Source organism: Streptodolium elevatio, from assembly GCF_040649515.1.
Taxonomy (GTDB): domain Bacteria; phylum Actinomycetota; class Actinomycetes; order Streptomycetales; family Streptomycetaceae; genus Yinghuangia; species Yinghuangia elevatio.
The window spans coordinates 1-18382 of the sequence record NZ_JBEZFP010000071.1 but is presented as its reverse complement, the minus strand read 5'-3'; the positions used below and the strand labels follow the sequence as shown (position 1 = coordinate 18382).

The window sequence follows — 18382 nt, the reverse complement described above, 5'->3', positions numbered from 1 at the left end:
TCACCTCTCCGACACGATCCGGTCCGCGGCCCGGCGCGATTGCCGCGACTTCGCGGCCGAGCGCCCCTCCAACACCAGCCGGGACAACCCGCGGCCGGCCAGCCACGTGGTGTCGTGCCGGTCGACCGCCCCGAAGCGGTACTTGTACTCCTCGGCGCCGCGCAGGAAGTCGAACACGGCGGCGCCCTCGGCGTGCACCGCGGCGACGGTCTCGGCGACGAGTACGGTGCCGAGGCTCAGCCGGGCGAAGGACGGGTCCCAGCCGGTCTGGTAGTAGGAGAACGTGTCGCCCCAGAGGAACCCGTACAGCACCCCGACCGGTCCGTCCGGGCCCTCGGCGACCATGGCGCACGGCCCGCGCCCGGGCGCGGCGCGGCCGCTCAACGCCATGTGGAACGGCTTGCGGGACACGTCGAAGGTCGTGGCGCGGCCGATCGCGGTCTGCCGCTGCCCGTGCAGGGCCAGCAGGACGTCGAACAACTTGTCGTCGACCGCGCCGGGCGCCGCGAACCGGAACCGCACACCCTCGGCGGCCAGACGACGCCCGTAGTGCCGCAGGTCCTTGCGGAAGCGCGCCGACCCGATGCGGTCCGGATCGGCGGGCATGGTCGGACACGCGGTGCGCTCGACCAGCCGCGCACCGGGCGGGATGTACGACATGCCCGTCGCCGTGTCGAGGTTGGGCAGCCACAGGGTGTGCCGCCGGGCCGCCGCGGCGAACCAGGCGCGCACGTCGTCGGCGCGCCGCGGCTCGACGGCGAACCCGCAGTGGTCGGCCGCCGCGGCGCCGGAGCCCAGGAACGTCAGGCAGCGCGCCCCGCCGGGCAGGCGCGGATGCAGCGCCTGGCGGGTCCGCAGCAGCGGGACGACCGCCTCGGGCTCGCCGCTCGCGCCGCGCCACACCGCGACCAGCGGGCTCCCGGGACCGTTCGCGCCGATGTGCTCCCACCAGGACAGCACCCAGTCCGGCGTACCGAAGTACGCGACCCCCGTCGCGGCGGCCAGTTCGCGCCAGGCGGGCACGAGCTTCTCCAACGCGACCGGGTCGCGCACCAGCTCGGGCAGTGCGGACGCCGCCTCGACCACCTTCATCCGCGACCCCGCAGTCCGTGTACGGCCGGGTGCAGCCCCGACAGGATGGTCTCGAAGCGGTCCGGCGGCGTGCCCGACGCGACCCGCAGCCGCGACACGCGCAGCGGCTGGTCGGGCAGCCGGGGCCCGAGCCGGTGGTCGAACAGGAACGCGGTGGTGTAGCCCAGTTCGTGCAGCAGGCGCTCCGCGCGGGCGTCCCAATTGCCGTTCGGGTACGCGAAGGACCGAGGCGCCCGGCCGAGGATCTTGGTGAGCAGGTCGTGCGCTTCGCCGATCTCGGTGCGGATGTCGGCGTCGTCGCAGCGGTCGAGCAGCGGGTGCGTCAGCGAGTGGTTCTCCACCCGGACCCCGCCCGCGTCGAGGGCGCGCACCTCGTCGGCGGTCAGTTGCGTCTGGCGTACCGCCGCGCGGCCCGCGCGCAGCCGGTCCAGGTCCGCGAGCCGTTCGGCCTGCGGCACGGTCTTGAGGTGCCGCAGCCATGCCGCGGTGCTCCGCTCCGCGCCGGCGCCCGCGGCGACCAGCCGGTCCACCTCGTGCCACCAGAAGGGGGTGTCCGTCCCGACCAGCGACGGGATCACGAACGCCACCGCCGGGAGGCCGCGTTCGCGAAGCAGGGGGAGCCCGTGCTCGAGGACGCTGCGCTCACCGTCGTCGAACGTGATCAGCACGGCCCGCCCCGGCAGCGGACGCCGGTGCTCGATCGCGTGCTCCACCTCGTCGAGCGACACCGGACGCGCGATACGCGTCAGCCGGTCCAACTGCCGTGCGAAACCCTCCGGGTCGTCGACGCCGTGATAGCCCAGCACCGCGAGGCGCGAGACGGCCCGACCGCCGAACCACCACTGCGCCGGTGACCGGCGCATGATGGTGTCCCCGCCCGTGCGCAGCCCGGAGCGCAGGCTTGATCGCAATGTCTCTCCCCACCGAAAACTCCCACGGCCGCACCCTCCGGCCTCCCCACAGGGCACGGTAACAAGCCTTTTCACACACCGTCAGCCGCTTGGCCGATTGCTCCCACCCGGGAACGACGACACCGGAGGCATCCCGCGGGCCGCGCCGGATGTCGGGCCGGGATGTGACGTACGGGGCGCATGGCACGCCCATCGGGCCGACTCGGCGGAGCATTCGCGAATTCCTGGCGAAACCACCCGCATGGCGGCTTGCGTGCCCCTAGGCTGATGCGCGGGTGGGCTGTGTCCAGGTGGGGGAGCACCGGGGCGCGGCTCTAGGAGCACGCCTCGGCACTGCTCATGCCGGGGCTGAGAGACGCTGGGGTCTCATGGTGGGGGCGGTATCAGCCATGCGCCGCGACGGGGCCGTCGGACGCAGGGCAGTCAGGGAGACCAGCGCGGCACGGTGTACCGAAGCCGCTGCCCGCGCACGGTCGGAGGCGGGCCGTTGAGCGCCCGCGGAGTACTCCTGCGCGCGCAGGACCTCGACGCGGCCTTCGCCGCGGGCTGGGACGACCTCGTGGCGGCCCGAGGCACGCTGGCCGACTGCTTCGACACCCACGTGTGGGCCGGAGCGGTCCTCGCCACGCACCCCGAGACGGCCGAACGCGCCCGCATAGCCGCCGTCGTCGACGAGGCCACCGGACGCCCGCAATCTTTGCTGGCCCTCCAGGACCACGGCGACGGCCGCTACACGACCTTCGCCCCCGACCGGCCCCGCTCGCGCGTCGTCAGCGAACAGGCCGACCTCACGCCGCTCGCCGAGCAGTTGGCCCGGAGCGGCGTACGCGACCTGCGGCTGCGCCGACTGCCCAGCCGCGACGCGGCCACCCACCGTCTGCTCGGCGCACTGCGCCGCACCGGCTACGACGTACACGCCCGCGAACGGTCGCACGACATGCTCGCCGGCGTCGAGGACGGCTGGGACGGCCACCGCGCCCGCTTCAAGTCCTTCCACACGCACTGCGGCCGAGTCGAGCGCAAGATCGGCAAGCACGGCGACGTCGTCTTCGACGCCTACCTCGAAGCAGGCGACATCGACACGGGCTTCGCGGTCTACGCGGACCTGTTCCCGCGCAGTTGGAAGGGTCCGCTCACCGACCGCATACGCGCCGAGCGCCTCGACTTCGTGCGCCGCGCCGCCGCCCGTGGCTGGGCCCGGCTGTACGTGCTGCGCGTCGGCGACCGCCCGGCCGCCACCTACCTGTGGTTCCGGGTCGGCTCCGTCGCACTGTGGCACTCCACCGCGTACGACGAGGAACTCGCCCCGCTCGGCGTAGGCAACCTCGCGATGTGGCGCGCTCACCAGCACATCCTGACCGAGGACCCCGCCGACCCGCCCGCCCTCGTCGACCTGCTGCCCACCACCACCGTCCAGAAGAACCGCCTCGCACCCGAGCGCCCGCCGCTCCTCGACGTCGAGGCGGTCCGCGAACGTCCTTTCGCCTCCGCCGTCCTGCCCGTCCGCGCCCTGGCCCGCACCGCGCGCGCCGCGGCCGTCGGACGCCTGCGGGCCCGCGCGCGAGGCCGCGCCACCGCACCGACTTCACCAGGGGGCACGACGGCATGACCAGGCGCATGACCAGGCTCAGCGGCGACCAGGTCCGCACCGGGCTCAAACGCGGACTCGCCCGCTGCGCCGGACGCCGGCCCGCATCCGGCGCGACGGTGCTCATCTACCACCGCGTCGGCGGCGGCACCCGGGACGAACTCGACCTGCCCGCGGACCGGTTCGCCGACCAGGTCGACGCGCTGCCGACCGGCTCGGTGGTGTCCTTGGACACCGCGCTCGACCGGCTCGACGGCGCCGACCGCACCCCGTCCGTCGTCCTCACCTTCGACGACGGCTTCGCGGACGTCTACGACAACGCCTGGCCTCAACTGCGCGACCGCGGGCTGCCCTTCACCCTCTACCTCGCCAGCGGCATGGTCGGCGGCACCATGCACTGGGAAGGCTCGACCGGTACCAGTTCCGGCGCACCGGCCCTCACCTGGGACCAACTCGCCGAAATGCACGGCAGCGGCCTGCTGACCATCGGCAACCACACCCGCAGCCACGCCCGGCCCGAAGCCCTCACCGAGGACGAACTCGACGCCGCCTCGGACGACATCGAGAAGAACCTGGGCGTACGGCCCGACCACTTCGCGTACACCTGGGGCGTCCCGGTGCCCGCCATGGAGCACGCGCTGCGCTGCCGATTCCGCAGCGCCGCCACCGGCACCCTCGGCCGCAACCTTCCCGGCACCGACCCGATACGCCTCAACCGCGTCCCGGTCCGGCGTACCGACCCCACCGAGTTCTTCAGTGCCAAGCTCACCGGCAACCTCGGCCCCGAACGCGCGTACGCCGGGGCCGTACGCCTCGGCAAGAAAGCGGGCGCCCGTGCCTGAGCACCGTCCCGGACCGTCGGACACGACACTGCCCGACGGCCTCACCGTCCCCGTCGGACCCGGCGGCAGACCCCTGCGGGTCGCCCACCTGACGACGGTCGACATGAGCTTGGCGCTGCTGTTGCGCACCGAACTCGAGGTGGACGTCGCCGCCGGCTTCGAGGTGTTCGGGCTCAGCGCCCCCGGCGAGTACGTGCCCGGCATCGAGGCACTCGGCGTCACGCACGTACCGCTGCACGCACTCACCCGGTCGTGGGACCTCGCCCGCGACGCCGCGGCCGCCCGCGAACTCACCGCCACCCTGCGCCGGTTGCGCCTCGACGTCCTGCACACGCACAACCCCAAGACCGGCGTACTGGGCCGGATCCTCGGCCGCGCGGCCGGGGTGCCCGTCGTCGTGAACACGTGTCACGGACTCTGGATCCGGCCCGGGGACCCGTGGCCGCGCCGCGCGTTCGTGCTGGGCGCGGAGTCCGCCGCGGCCCTGGCGTCGCACGCCGAGCTGTACCAGAACGCCACCGACCACCGGACTCTCGCCCGCGCGGTCCCGGCATGGCGTTCCCGCGTCGTCGGCAACGGCACCGACCTGCGCCGCTTCCGTCCCGACGCGGAGGCACGCCGCCGGGTCCGCGCGGAACTCGGCGTCGGCGACGACGAACTCCTCGTCGGCGGAGTCGGCCGACGCGTCGCGGAGAAGGGCATAGCCGAGTACGAGGCGGCCGCTCGCACGCTCGCCGGCAAGGCCCGCTTCGTCTGGATCGGCCCCGAGGACCCCGACAAGCCCGACGCGTTCGCCACCGACGGCCGCTCCGGCGTCGACCACCTCGGCGGCCGTTCCGACATGCCCGACGTGTACGCCGCACTCGACGTGTTCGTCCTGCCCTCCTACCGCGAGGGCTTCTCGCGCTCCGCCATGGAGGCCGCGGCCAGCGGCGTACCCATGGTCCTCAGCGACATCCGCGGCTGCCGCGAGATCGGCACACACGGCGAGCACCTGCTCCTCGTGCCGCCCGGCGACGACGTCGCGCTGGCCGCCGCCATCGCCCGCATGCTCACCGAACCCGAACTGCGCGCCCGACTCGCCGCCGCCGGCCGCGAGCGCGCACTCGCCGAGTTCGACCAACGCCGCGTCGCCCAGGTGTCCGTCGACACCTACCGGGCCGTCGCGCGCCGCAAAAAACTCGGCTGGGGTGTCCGCCCCGCCGACGCAGCACGCCACGGGCACGGGAAAGAGGGCCAGGCATGATGCGGAGACTGTTCGACATCGCGACCGCCGCGCTGACGCTGCTGCTGCTCGGCCCGGTGATCATCGTGATCGCCGTTCTCATCCGCACCACCATGGGCGGCCCGGTGCTGTTCCGGCAGACCCGCAGCGGCCTGCACGGACGCGAGTTCCGAATCCTCAAGTTCCGCACGATGCGCCACGCGCGGTACCCCGACGAGCCCGACCAGGACCGCATCAGCCGCGTCGGCCACCTCCTGCGCACCACGAGCATGGACGAACTCCCGCAGCTGATCAACGTCCTGCTCGGCGACATGGGGGTGATCGGGCCCCGACCGACGCTACCCGAGCAGGTCGCGCACTACACGCCGCGCCAACGGGGGCGCCTCGACGTACGACCGGGCCTGACCGGCTGGGCCCAGGTCCAGGGCCGCAACGCCCTCAGCTGGCCGGCGCGCATCGAGTACGACCTCTACTACGTCCGCAACCACGGCCTCCGGCTCGACACCCGGATCCTGCTGCGCACCGTCGTGGTCCTGCTCAGGCCGCAGGGCATCACCGGCGCCAACGGCGTCAACCCCGGGTTCCCCGCGGCCCACAAGCCGCCCGTCGCCGCGGCGCCCGCCGGTCCCGGCAGCCGGGGGCCGTGGACGGTGCCCTACAACCCCGCCGCGACGGTGGACGCCGTTGCCGCCGAGGAAGCTTCCTGACGGGGAAGCCTTCTGACCCGGGCGCCTGTTGCCCCGGGAGCCTGCTGATCCGGGAGCCTGCTGACCCGGAAGGTCCCGACGGGGAAGCCTGCGGAGACGGCACCACCGACCGCGCCCGGCGTCAACGGTGCCAGGACCGCAACTGCTGGTCCGGCGCCGCTGTCGCGACCCCCAGGACCACCCCCACCGCGGCCAGCACCACCGGGAACTCCGCGACGTAGTCGATCGACGCGTGCAGCGCGAACGCCGTCAGCGAGGCCGCCCCGATCGCCACGACGGCCGGATCCTGCCGGGAGCGCCACAGCCGCACGTACGCCCATGCCAACAGCGCGACCAGGCACAGCAATCCGGGCACACCCTGCTCGGCGGCCTGCCGAAGCCACTGCGAATGCGCCGACTTGGTGTCGCCGTCCGCCCTCGCCGTCGGGCTCTGCGCGAGGAACGTCCCCGGGCCGGAGCCGCGCCACGGGTTCTCCCGGGTCAACTCCAAGGCGTCGTGCCACACATCGATCCGCCGCTCGGTGAGCCCCGACTCGGCCGTGCCGCGCACCCCGGACGCCCCTGACACCCGGTCGCCGCCCAGGTACACGGTGCCTGCCGCGACGACCGCGACACACAGCGCACCGACGACCACGAACGAACCGCGCCGCCGGGCCGACAGCGCGGTCAACCCGATCAGCAGGATCACCAGCGCGCCGAACACCGCCGCCAGCGACCGTGTCGCGAAGGCGCCCAGCACCAACAGCCCGGCCAGCAGGTGCATTTCACCGCGCCGCCGGTCGCCGGTGGCGGCGAGCGCCGCGAGGCACGCCGCCCCGACGGCCTGCGCCACCAGCGCACCGTTGGCGTTGCCGTAGCCGAGCGGTGCCGCGAGGGTCTCGCCGGCCAGCGCGTCCGGCGACAGGAGCAGCAGCACCGCCACCGCACCCGCGAGCGCCGCGCAGACGCCGAACGCCGACTGCGCACCGGCCACGCGCCCGGCGACGTACGCCACCGAGATCGTCAGCAGCCCCAGCAGGTACCCCTCCGGACTCGCCGGACGCCCGGCGGCGGCCAGCAGCCCCCACACGGCCGCCGCCGCGACGAGGATCACGCCGAGGAGATCCAACCGGGAGAGGTTCCCCCGGTCGATCCGCCCGGTCACGCCCAGCGAACGCCGCACGGCCCGCGACCTCTTCAGCCGCCGCCACGCACGCGCCGCACGGGAGCTCCCGATGCGCTTCGGGATCATCGCGCTGCCTTTCCGGTCACCGCACCGGGCGGTGTGGTCCGAGGTCGTGTCTGCGAACCCCCGCCGCACGGCAGGATGGGGCCATGTCCTTCTTCATCGCCGGGGCCGGCGGCGTCGGCCGCGAAGCCCTCGACGCCGCGATCGCCGCCGGAGCGGCCGTCGACGCGTTCCTCGACGACACGCTCGCCGGCGGCAAGGTGCGCGGCCTGCCGGTCCTGCGGCCCACCGAGGCCGGACCGGGTGCCGCGTACCTGATCGGAATCGCCGCACCGGCCGCCCGCGCGCGCCTGGCGGAACTCCTGGACCAACTCGGGCTTACCGCGGCGACGCTCGTCCACCCGCGCGCGGTCATCGCCCCCGAAACCCGCATCGCGGACGGCTGCCTCGTCCTGGCCAACGCACACGTGTCGAGCAGCATTACGGTCGGACCGCACGCGCAGGTCCACTACAACGCCACCGTCGGACACGACGCCGTCCTCGACGCACGCGTGACGGTCTACCCCGGGGCCAACATCTCCGGAAACGTGCACCTGTGCGCCGACGCCACCGTCGGCAGCAATGCCGTGGTGCTGCAAGGACTCACGGTCGGCGAAGGCGCCTTCGTGGGGGCGGGCGCGGTCGTCACCCGCGACGTACCGGCCGGCCAGGTCGTCGTCGGATCGCCTGCCCGGCCGCTGCCGCCGTGCGACCGCTGAGCCCCGCCGCGCCGCCGCGATGTTCCCGGCGTTGCCGACGATCCCGATAGGAGGCCGCCGTGCGGCCGTCCGGCCCGGTCCGCGTCCCCGTGCTTCGGACACCGGTCATCCCCGGGTCGGCACCGCGACCCGGGACCGGAACCACGCCACGGTCTCCGCGAGCCCCTGGTGCAGGTCGACGGGCTGCGCGTCGGGGAACAGCCGGCGCAGCTCCGAGCTGTCCGCCTGCGAGTCCCGGACGTCCCCGGCCCGCGGTTCGACGTGCTCCACGTCCAGCGGCTCGCCCAGCACCTCGCCGAGCAGCGTGATGAGCGCGTTGAGCGATGTGCGGGTGCCGAACGCCAGGTTGACCGGCCCGTCGTGGGTCACCCGGCGCACCACCGCGTCGGTCAGCACCGCGCAGACGCTGCCGATGTTGGTGAAGTCGCGCGTCTGCTCGCCGTCGCCGTGCACGGTCAGCGGGCGTCCGGCCAGCGCGGCGTCGACGAAGCGCGGGATCACCGCCGCGTACGCGTGGTCGGCCGGCTGCAACGGGCCGAACACGTTGAAGAAGCGGAACGGCAGCACCGGCAGCCCGTAGCAGTGCCCGTACGCGAGCACGTACGACTCGGTCGCCAACTTGCTGACCGCGTACGGGCTCAGCGGCATCGTGCGCAGGTCCTCGCGCTTGGGCAGCACCGGGTTGCCCCCGTACACCGACGACGACGAGGCCGCGATCACATGCGCACCACCGGCCCGCCGCGCGGCCTCCAGGACCATCAGCGTGCCGGTCGCGTTGGCGTGGTGGCTCGCGAGCGGCGCCTCGATCGACCGCGGCACCGACGGCAGCGCGCCCAGGTGCACCACGGCGCCCGCCCCGGCACACGCCTTGTCCATCAACTCCTCGTCCAGGAACGTCCCGCGGTGGAAGTCCACGGCCACGCCCGCGAGATTGTCCAGCGAACCGGTGGACAGGTCGTCGACCACCGCCACTTCGTCGACCTCGGGCCGCGCGAGCAGCGCCCGCGCCAGATTCGACCCGATGAAACCGGCACCACCGGTCACGACGACCTTCATGAGCCCCCCACTGCTTCGGCTGCACATCGGCAAATCGGCACTTCAGCATTCCGGCTGCAAATCCACCGCGCCCCGGCTGCACATGCGGCGGTGAGGCGAATCGCGGACAGGCCCCCAGAGCCCCCTCAAACGGCCCGGTCCGGTGGAGGCATGCTACCCAGCGTCCGCGCTCGGCGGGGCAACCGTTTCGAAGTGCCCACATCAGCGATGTTCTTGCGCAACACTGTGCGCAGGCAACTGCCGGCGACGCTCACCCCCGTCGGAATCGGACCCGTGGGGGACGTCGGCAGGCGGCCCGGCCGGCTGCTCTGGGGAGAGGGCCCGACCGGGTCCTAGGGGTAGGGGTCGCCATCATGCATTCCGCGGCATTTCGCCGTCCTGGTTTCCGGCAACTTGGGGGCAGACTTCGGCCGCGGTGGCGGGGGCGCACCGTTTCGCCGGTCTATCTCGTGCTGTTCGCGCTGCTCGGCGCGATGGCCATCGTGCTGCCCACCGCCGGCCGCGCCAGCGCCGGGCCGTGCGACGCACCGGTCGTCAACGCGATCGTGTGCGAGAACAGCAAGGCGGGCACCGCCCGCAGCACCTGGGACGTCACCGGCTCGGGCAGCAGCTCGATCCAGGGCTTCGCGACCGAGATCAGCGTCAACGTCGGACAGACGGTCCGCTTCAAGGTCAAGACCCCGGCCACCGGGTACCGCCTCGACATCTACCGGCTCGGCTACTACGGCGGCAACGGCGCCCGCAAGATCACCACGGTCAATCCGTCGGCGCCGCTGCCGCAGAACCAGCCCGGCTGCAACTCCGACGACGCCAACACCGGCCTGATCGACTGCTCCAACTGGGCCGAGTCCGCCTCGTGGACGGTTCCGGCGGGGTCGGTCTCCGGCTACTACCTGGCCAAGCTGGTCCGTACCGACGGCACGACGGGGTCGAGCCACATCGCCTTCGTCGTACGCGACGACGCGTCGACGTCGAAGCTGTTCATGCAGGCGTCGGACACCACCTGGCAGGCGTACAACGAGTACGGCGGCAACAGCCTCTACGAGGGCCAGCCGGTCGGCCGCGCGTACAAGGTCAGCTACAACCGGCCGTTCACCACGCGCGGGGACAACCCTGAGGACTGGCTGTTCAACGCCGAGTACCCGATGATCCGCTTCCTCGAGCGCAACGGCTACGACGTCAGCTACACCACCAACGCCGACACCGCCCGCCGCGGCCAACTGATCAAGAACCACAAGGTGTTCCTGTCCGTCGGCCACGACGAGTACTGGTCGGCCGAGCAGCGCACCAACGTCGAGGCGGCCCGGGACGCGGGCGTCAACCTGGCGTTCTTCTCCGGCAACGAGCTGTTCTGGAAGACCCGCTGGGAGAACGGCGGCATGAACGGCGAGGGGGCGGAATACCGCACCGTCGTCACCTACAAGGAGACCCTCGACGACGACAAGACCGACCCGGCGGGCCCGAACATGTGGACCGGCACGTGGCGCGACCCGCGCTTCTCGCCGCCCGCGGACGGCGGCAAGCCGGAGAACTCGCTGACCGGACAGCAGTTCAAGGCCAACTGCTGCACCACCGACATGACGGTCAACAGCGCCGACGGCAAGATGCGCTTCTGGCGCAACACCCGCGCCGCGACACTCGCCGCCGGAACCGAGACCACACTCGGCAGCGGCCTGCTCGGCTACGAGTGGGACGTCGACACCGAGAACAGCGCGCGCCCGGCCAACATGATCCGGCTGTCCACGACCACCGAATCCGGCGACATGCTGCAGGACTACGGCTCGTCGTACGCCGACGGCACCGCGACCCACCACCTGACGCTGTACCGCGCGCCCAGCGGCGCGCTGGTCTTCGGCGCGGGGACCATCCAGTGGTCGTGGGGCCTGGACAACACCCGCACCAGCGGCACCGGAAGCGTCGACACCGCGGTGCAGCAGGCCACGCTCAACCTGTTCGCCGACATGGGCGTGCTGCCCGGGACCCTGATGGCCGGCATGACCGCGCCCACCACGTCAGCCGACACCACGCCGCCGACCTCGCAGATCACCGCGCCGGTCGCCGGCCAGAACATCGCGGTCAACCAGGCCACCACCATCACCGGCACCGCGGTCGACAGCGGCGGCGGGCGGGTCGGCGGCGTCGAAATCTCCACCGACAACGGTGCCACCTGGCACCCGGCGACCACCGGGCGCGAGTCGTGGACGTACAGCTTCACGCCGACGGCCACCGGCCCGATCACCATCAAGAGCCGGGCCACCGACGACAGCGTGCGCAGCGAGACGCCCGGCGCCGGGGTCAACGTCGTGGTCGGCAGCGGCGGTCCACCGCCGGTCGTCAATTGTCCGTGCACCATCTGGCCCGAGGGCACGGTGCCCGGCTCGGGTGCGGACAACTACTCCGACCCGGTCGAACTGGGCGTCAAGTTCAAGCCGGACCGGGACGGCTACATCGCCGGCGTCCGCTACTACAAGTTCGCCGAGAACACCGGGACGCACGTCGGCCACCTGTGGAACTCGTCGGGCACCCAGCTGGCCGAGGCCACCTTCACGAACGAGACCGCGAGCGGCTGGCAGCAGGTCATGTTCTCGGCGCCGGTCCCGGTGACCGCGAACACGACCTACATCGCGTCCTACTTCGCGCCGAACGGGCGCTACGCGGCGGACGAGAACTACTTCGCCGCGCAGTTCTCCCGCGCCCCGCTGACCGCCCCGGCCAGCGGTACGTCCGGCGGCAACGGGGTCTACCGCGAGGCCGGCGGGTTCCCGAACGCCACGTGGAACGCCGCCAATTACTGGGTGGACGTGGTCTTCACGACCTCGTCGACCCCGCCGCCGGTCGGCCCCGCACCGACCGGCAAGACCCCGGCGGACGGCGCCGCGAACGTGGCGGTCGGGTCCAACCTGACCGCGACGTTCGACAAGGACGTGCAGCCCGCGACCGTCACGTGGCAGCTCAAGAAGCCGGACAACTCCACGGTTTCCGGGGCCGCGTCGTACAACGCGGGGACGCGCACCGCCACCTTCGACCCGGGGGCCGACCTGCTGCCGGGCACCGTCTACACGGCAACCCTCAGCGGCGCCAAGGACACCGGCGGCGTCGCGATGAACCCGGTCACCTGGTCGTTCACCACGGCCGGGACCACCCCGCCGCCGACCTGCGCGCCGTGCACCATCTGGCCCTCGGGCACGGTGCCGGGCACGCCGTCCGACCCCGAGTCGATACCGATCGAAGTGGGCGTCAAGTTCACCACGACCGTCAACGGCTCGATCACCGGCGTGCGGTTCTACAAGGGCACCGGCAACACCGGCACACACGTCGCACACCTGTGGTCGGCGTCCGGCACGTTGCTGGCGACCAAGACCTTCACGGGTGAGACCGCGACCGGCTGGCAGCAGGTCACCTTCGACACGCCGGTCCCGGTGACGGCCGGCACGACCTATGTCGCGTCGTACTACGCCCCGGTCGGCCGGTACGCCGCCGACCAGGACGGCCTTGTGCAGCAGGCCGGGACCGGCCCCGTCAAGGCCCTCGCCTCCGGTCCGGCCGGCGGCAACGGCGTCTACCGGCAGGGCACCGGCGGGGGCTTCCCGACCGACTCCTGGAGCGCCAGCAACTACTGGGTGGACGTGACGTTCACGACGAGCTGACCGCCGGTCGGCCCACCAGAGCAGCACGTCTTCGGGCGGGGCGCCGCGTCGGCGCCCCGCCGCCCGTATCGAACTTCCACATAGGAGTACCGACGATGGCACGCCGCCACGCGCCGCCGCGTTCCCGAACCCTCAGACCCCGTCGGGCCTTCGGCCCCTTCCGCTCGCGTCGGAAGAAGGCCGCGGCCCTGTCGAGCGTCACGACGGCCCTCGCGGCGGTCGCGGCGCTGCTGTTCACGCTCTTCTCACCGCTGTCCGCACAGGCCGCGCCCTGCAACCCGTGCTCCCTCTTCGGGACCACGAACCCGGGCATCGGGCCGGACAGCGAGGCCATCTCCGTCGAACTCGGCGTGCGGTTCACGCCCAAGGTCAACGGCCGTGTGCTCGGCGTCAAGTTCTGGAAGGACCCGGCCAACACCGGCGTGCACAAGGGCTACCTGTGGAACACCACCACGGGCACCGCCACGCAGGTGACGTTCGCGAACGAGACCGCGTCCGGGTGGCAGACCCAGATGTTCGCCGCCCCGGTCGACGTGACGGCGGGGACGACATACATCGCGTCCTACCTCGCGCCCAACGGCCGCTACACGGCGACCACCGGCTTCTTCAACCAGGTGTTCGACAGTGAGCAGTTGACCGCGCCCGCGAGCGGGGGCGGTCAGGGCAACGGCGTGTACCAGGCCGGTGCGGGCGGCACGGTCATGCCGAACAACTCGTGGAACGCCAGCAATTACTGGGTCGACCCGGTGTTCGAGCCCGGCGTCGACGCGACCGCGCCGACCGTGACCACGACGTCGCCCGCCAACAGCGCGACGGCCGTGCCGGTCAACTCCAGCCTCAGCGCGACCTTCAGCGAGGCCGTGCAGCCCGCGACCGTCGCGTGGGAGCTCAAGAAGCCCGACAACTCGACGGTGGCCGGCACCGGGACATATGACGCCGGCACCATGACGGCGACCTTCACCCCGACCGCCAACCTCGCCGTGTCCACCGTCTACACGGCCACCGTCAGCGGGGCCAAGGACGCCGCCGGCAACACGATGGCGCCGAAGACGTGGTCGTTCACCACCGCGGCCACCCCGCCCTCGACGTCGACGTTCAGCATCTTCACCGGCAGCGAGCCGGTGGCCACGCCGAACAACGACGACTCGCCGAACGAGCTGGGCGTACGCTTCCACACCACGGCGAACGGCTTCATCAAGGCGATCAAGTTCTACAAGAGCTCGGCCAACACCGGGCCCTTCACGGTCAGCCTGTGGAACACTGCGGGCGCGCGCATCGCGGGCGTCGACAACGTCACCAATCTCAGCGGGTCCGGCTGGAAGACCGTCAACCTGGCGAACCCCGTTGCGGTGACCGCCAATACGACGTACATCGCGTCGTACCACACGATGAGCGGCAACTACGCGTACGCCAATGGCTTCTTCTCCGGTCAGTCGGCGGGCAACGCCAAGATCGTGGCGCCGGCGAGCGTCGGCGGCGCGCCCAACGGCGTCTACAAGTACGCCAGCGGCACGACGTTCCCGACCGACAGCTACCAGAACAGCAACTACTGGGTCGACGTCCTGTTCGACACCGACGGCACGGACACCGTCGCGCCCGTCCTGGCGAACCGCAACCCGCTGCCCAACGACACCGGCGTGCCGATCGCCATCCAGCCCGAGGTGGACTTCAGCGAGGCGGTCAAGCCCGCGACGATCAGCTTCACCCTCAAGCAGGGCGCGACCACCGTGCCCGCCACGCTGGAGCTGGACGACCCGGCGCAGCCCACGCAGGTGCTGCTGAAGCCGAGCGCGCCCCTCGCGTACTCGACGCAGTACACCCTGACCCTCGGCAACTTCCAGGACCTGGCCGGGAACAACGGCACCGGCGCCACCTGGAACTTCACCACGGGGGCCGCACCGCCGCCCGCGCCGTGCTCGTCGCCGAACGCCGGGCCGATCCTGGTCGTGACGTCGAACGCCAACCCGTACGCCTGCTACTACAGCGAGATCCTGCGCGCCGAAGGCCTCAACTCCTTCACGACGCTGGACATCGGCGCGGTGAACCCGACCGAGCTCAACAAGTACACGACGGTCGTCCTCGGCGACCTCGACCCGAGCCCGACCCTGATCACCGCCCTGACCACCTGGGTCAACAACGGCGGCAACCTGATCACGATGCGCCCGCGCGCGACGCTGTCCGCGCTCACCGGGCTGACCTCGAGCGCGGGTGTGCTGAGCGACCAGTACCTCAAGGTGCAGGACACCACCGGACCCGGAGCGGGCATCTACGCGGACCGGGCCATCCAGTACCACGGCAACGCCGACCAGTGGACGCCCGCGGCCGGGACCACCGTGATCGCGGAGCTGTTCCGGCGTACCGGGGCAGCCGAGCCCACCGGCGTCGGCAAGCCGGCCGTCACCCAGCGGACCGTCGGGAGCGGCACCGTCACGGCGTTCGCCTTCGACCTGGCCAAGTCCGTCGTGTTGACCCGTCAGGGCAACCCGGCGCAGGCCAACAAGGAGAACGACACCCTCACCGACAACCTCCGCTCCACCGACATGTTCTACCGGGACTGGATCGACCTGAACCGGGTCGAGGTGCCGCAGGCCGACGAGCAGCAGCGGCTGCTCGCCAACGTCATCGAGAAGGCCAACCGCGACAAGGCACCCGTACCGCGCTTCTGGTACTTCCCCGGGAAGGCCGGATCCGCGACACCCGACCTGCACCCGGCGGTACTGGTGTCGACCGGTGACCACCACAACACCCCGCAGCTCGGCATCACCGACCGCGTGAGCAAGTACAACGCCAACAGCGACCCCGCATGCACGGGCGCGCTCACGCAGGCCGACTGGGTGAAGAACTGGCGCTGCATGCGCGGCACCTTCTACATCTGGGACGCGGACGGCGAGGCGTCCTCCGCCACCGTCAACGGTTGGCGCACGCAGGGCTACGAGGTCGGCCGCCACGTCTCCGAGAACGGCCACTGCGTCGGGGTCAACCCGAACACCCCGCAGCCGGTCATCCAGTCGACGCTGACCAACGCGTTCACCGCGAGCCTCGGCGACTTCGAGGGCAAGTACGGCTACACGCCGACCACCAGCCGGACCCACTGCATGACGTGGCCCGACTACAGCACCAACGCCACGGTCGAACTGGCCAACGGCGTGCGCATGGACACCAACTACTACTACCTGCCGGACGTGTGGTCGAACTCGTACGGCTCGCCGCTCATGAAGAACGCGCCGGGCTACTACACCGGTTCGGGCATGCCGATGCGGTTCGCGGACCCCAACGGCACGATGATCGACGTGTACCAGGCGGCGACGCAGCTGCACGACGAGTTCTGCCAGACGTACCCGACGCAGTTCAACACGATGGTCGACCGCGCCCAGGGCAGCCAGGGCTTCTACGCGGCCATCACCCTCAACAACCACCTCGACAACAGGCTCGCCAACACGACCGGCACCTGTGACGCGGTGGACCAGATCACCATCCAGGACGCCGTCATCGCCGCGGCCAAGGCCAAGGGCGTACCGGTTGTCTCGGCGAAGCAGCTGCTGGAGTGGACGGACGGCCGCAACCAGTCGTCCATCACCGGGCTGACCCGCACCGGCAACAACGTCACCTTCACGGTCAACGCGAACGCGGCGGCGGCCAACCTGATGACGATGATCCCGACCGCGGGCCCGTCGGGGCAGACGCTCAGCGGACTCACCCGCGGCGGCGTACCGGTGCCGTTCTCCGAGAAGACCGTCAAGGGCATCGAGTACGCGGTCTTCAACGGCGTCTCCGGCGCCTACACCGCCACCTACACCGCGGCCCTGGCCGCACCGCAGGTGCAGACCCTCGCGGTCGACCCGCAGAAGGACGGCACCGCCGACGTCTCGTGGACCACGGACACGCCGTCGACGACGAAGGTCGCGCTCGGCGAGAAGGCCGACGCCCTCGCGCCGGTCAAGGACGTCGCGGAGAGCGCCGGCGAGCACCGCGTCGAGGTCGGCGCGCTGAAGCCCGACACGACGTACTACTACCGCGTCACCTCGGTCGACGCGGCCGGACGCACCACGGTCGCCCCGGACCCGGCGCAGAAGCCGCTGGAGTTCAGGACGCCGAAGGCGGACAAGAAGGCCCCGAAGATCACGGACCAGAGCGTGGTCCCGTGGCCCGACGGCACCGCCGTGGTGACGTGGAAGACGGACGAGCCCTCGACGACCAAGGTCGTGGTGGGCCAGGGCGCCGCGCAGATGCGCGTGGCGGCCGACGACCAGGAGCCGGTGACCACGCACAAGGCGGTCGTCACCGGGCTGGTGCCCGGGCAGTCGTACGCCTTCCAGCTCGTGTCGAAGGACGACGCGGGCAATGAGACGAGCTGGTCGGGCAAGAAGGCCGGGACGGCGAGGTTCGACATGCCGAAGTACGGCGTGGCCGAGCACACCGGACCGACCTTCGCGACGGGCACCCGTACCGGGGGAGCCGTCGTCGACGAGACCGCAGGGGTCCTGACCCTCGGCAGCCAGGCCGAACAGGACTTCGCGGACGGCACCGGCAACGGCCCGTGGGGCCAGGTGCCCATCGCCCCGGGCGGCAACACCACCGTGGACGACGGGGCCCTGACGCTGGACGGCACGGCGGCCGGCGTCGGCCTCGCCCCGTCCTCCGGACGGCGCCTGGACTTCCAGGCGGTCTTCGACGGCCCGGCATCGCAGGTAGCCGGCTGGGGCGACCCGGTCAACGGCCCCGCGGCGGTCTTCGAATGGCGGGCCGACGGTCTGCACGCGCTGACGGTCGGCGTCGGCGGGCGCGACCGGACCGACAAGAAGATCGACGGCGACTGGGGCGGTGCGCCGCACAGCTACACGGTCGAGCGGGACGGGAAGGGCTTCCGCTTCTCGGTGGACGGCACGAAGGTCGCCGACATCAAGGCCCAGCTCCCCGCGATGACGCCGGCGGCCCGGGACACCCTCACCGACCGGATCCCGCTGCGGGTCAAGCAGGTGAAGGACGGCGACAAGCAGACCGCCGGCGGCTACACGTCCCAGGTCCTGGACGCGTCGCAGATGGTCAACTGGCTCCAGGCCACCTGGCAGGCGGACCTGCCGCAGGGCACGTCGCTCAAGGTCTCGGTGCGCACCGGCAGCAAGGCGGTGCCGGACGCCACCTGGACGCAGTGGCGTGACCTGGGCGCCTCCGGCAGCACGGTCGGCGGCGGGTCGCGGTTCCTGCAGTACAAGGTGGAGCTCGTCGGCAACGGCGCGGTGGCGCCGACGCTGTACGGAATCGCCTTCACGCACGACGGGCAGCCGTCGGTCCAGCCGGCCGAGGCGGAGCACATCGGCGAGGTGCCGACCGCGGCGAACAAGCCGTAGGGACGTCGGCGGGGTCAGGGCGCTGTGTGGCGAACTGACC

Annotated in this window: 11 protein-coding genes; 7 read left to right on the top strand and 4 right to left on the bottom strand. The window is 71.9% G+C overall.

All coding sequences use genetic code 11. The annotated features are described in order from the left end of the window. Complete coding sequence (locus AB0C36_RS25035) at window positions 1–1092, bottom strand: GNAT family N-acetyltransferase (RefSeq protein ID WP_358357673.1); 1092 nt, start codon at window positions 1090–1092, stop codon at window positions 1–3. Further along, window positions 1089–1955, bottom strand: a complete 867-nt coding sequence (locus tag AB0C36_RS25030; protein WP_358357671.1) for a polysaccharide deacetylase family protein — start codon at window positions 1953–1955, stop codon at window positions 1089–1091. Before AB0C36_RS25030 ends, AB0C36_RS25035 begins: the two co-directional genes overlap by 4 nt. A 535-nt stretch (window positions 1956–2490) precedes the next feature. Here AB0C36_RS25030 and AB0C36_RS25025 point away from each other — a divergent pair. From AB0C36_RS25025 to AB0C36_RS25010, 4 genes are read left to right on the top strand one after another with little or no spacing between them, the layout of a single operon-like run. Further along, window positions 2491–3612, top strand: a complete 1122-nt coding sequence (locus tag AB0C36_RS25025; RefSeq protein WP_358357669.1) for a GNAT family N-acetyltransferase — start codon at window positions 2491–2493, stop codon at window positions 3610–3612. Between the two features lie 8 nt (window positions 3613–3620). Continuing rightward, entirely contained in the window at window positions 3621–4433 is an 813-nt protein-coding gene (locus tag AB0C36_RS25020) for a polysaccharide deacetylase family protein (protein ID WP_358357666.1), read from the top strand. Further along, window positions 4426–5679, top strand: a complete 1254-nt coding sequence (locus tag AB0C36_RS25015) for a glycosyltransferase (RefSeq protein ID WP_358357663.1) — start codon at window positions 4426–4428, stop codon at window positions 5677–5679. The genes AB0C36_RS25020 and AB0C36_RS25015 overlap by 8 nt, the downstream gene beginning before the upstream one ends. Then, the gene (locus AB0C36_RS25010) at window positions 5676–6365 is read left to right on the top strand and encodes a sugar transferase (RefSeq protein ID WP_358357661.1); all 690 of its coding nucleotides are present in this window, start codon (window positions 5676–5678) and stop codon (window positions 6363–6365) included. Before AB0C36_RS25015 ends, AB0C36_RS25010 begins: the two co-directional genes overlap by 4 nt. Window positions 6366–6486: 121 nt before the next feature. On the opposite strand, the gene AB0C36_RS25005 is transcribed toward AB0C36_RS25010, so the two are convergent. After that, window positions 6487–7527 (bottom strand): O-antigen ligase family protein, encoded by a 1041-nt coding sequence (locus AB0C36_RS25005; RefSeq protein WP_358357659.1) that lies wholly within the window; start codon window positions 7525–7527, stop codon window positions 6487–6489. Between the two features lie 152 nt (window positions 7528–7679). Between AB0C36_RS25005 and AB0C36_RS25000 the strand changes: the two genes are divergently transcribed. After that, entirely contained in the window at window positions 7680–8291 is a 612-nt protein-coding gene (locus tag AB0C36_RS25000) for a NeuD/PglB/VioB family sugar acetyltransferase (protein ID WP_358357658.1), read from the top strand. Between the two features lie 105 nt (window positions 8292–8396). Here the strand turns inward: AB0C36_RS25000 and AB0C36_RS24995 are convergent, their stop codons facing one another. Continuing rightward, window positions 8397–9347 carry an NAD-dependent epimerase/dehydratase family protein gene (locus tag AB0C36_RS24995; protein WP_358357656.1) on the bottom strand — a complete coding sequence of 317 codons (951 nt, stop codon included), beginning with the start codon at window positions 9345–9347 and terminating at the stop codon, window positions 8397–8399. Between the two features lie 449 nt (window positions 9348–9796). On the opposite strand from AB0C36_RS24995, the gene AB0C36_RS24990 reads away from it, so the two are divergent. Next, entirely contained in the window at window positions 9797–12994 is a 3198-nt protein-coding gene (locus tag AB0C36_RS24990) for a N,N-dimethylformamidase beta subunit family domain-containing protein (protein ID WP_358357654.1), read from the top strand. 95 nt (window positions 12995–13089) lie between these two features. Beyond that, window positions 13090–18342 (top strand): DUF4082 domain-containing protein, encoded by a 5253-nt coding sequence (locus AB0C36_RS24985; protein WP_358357652.1) that lies wholly within the window; start codon window positions 13090–13092, stop codon window positions 18340–18342. The last annotated feature ends 40 nt before the right edge of the window (window positions 18343–18382 follow it).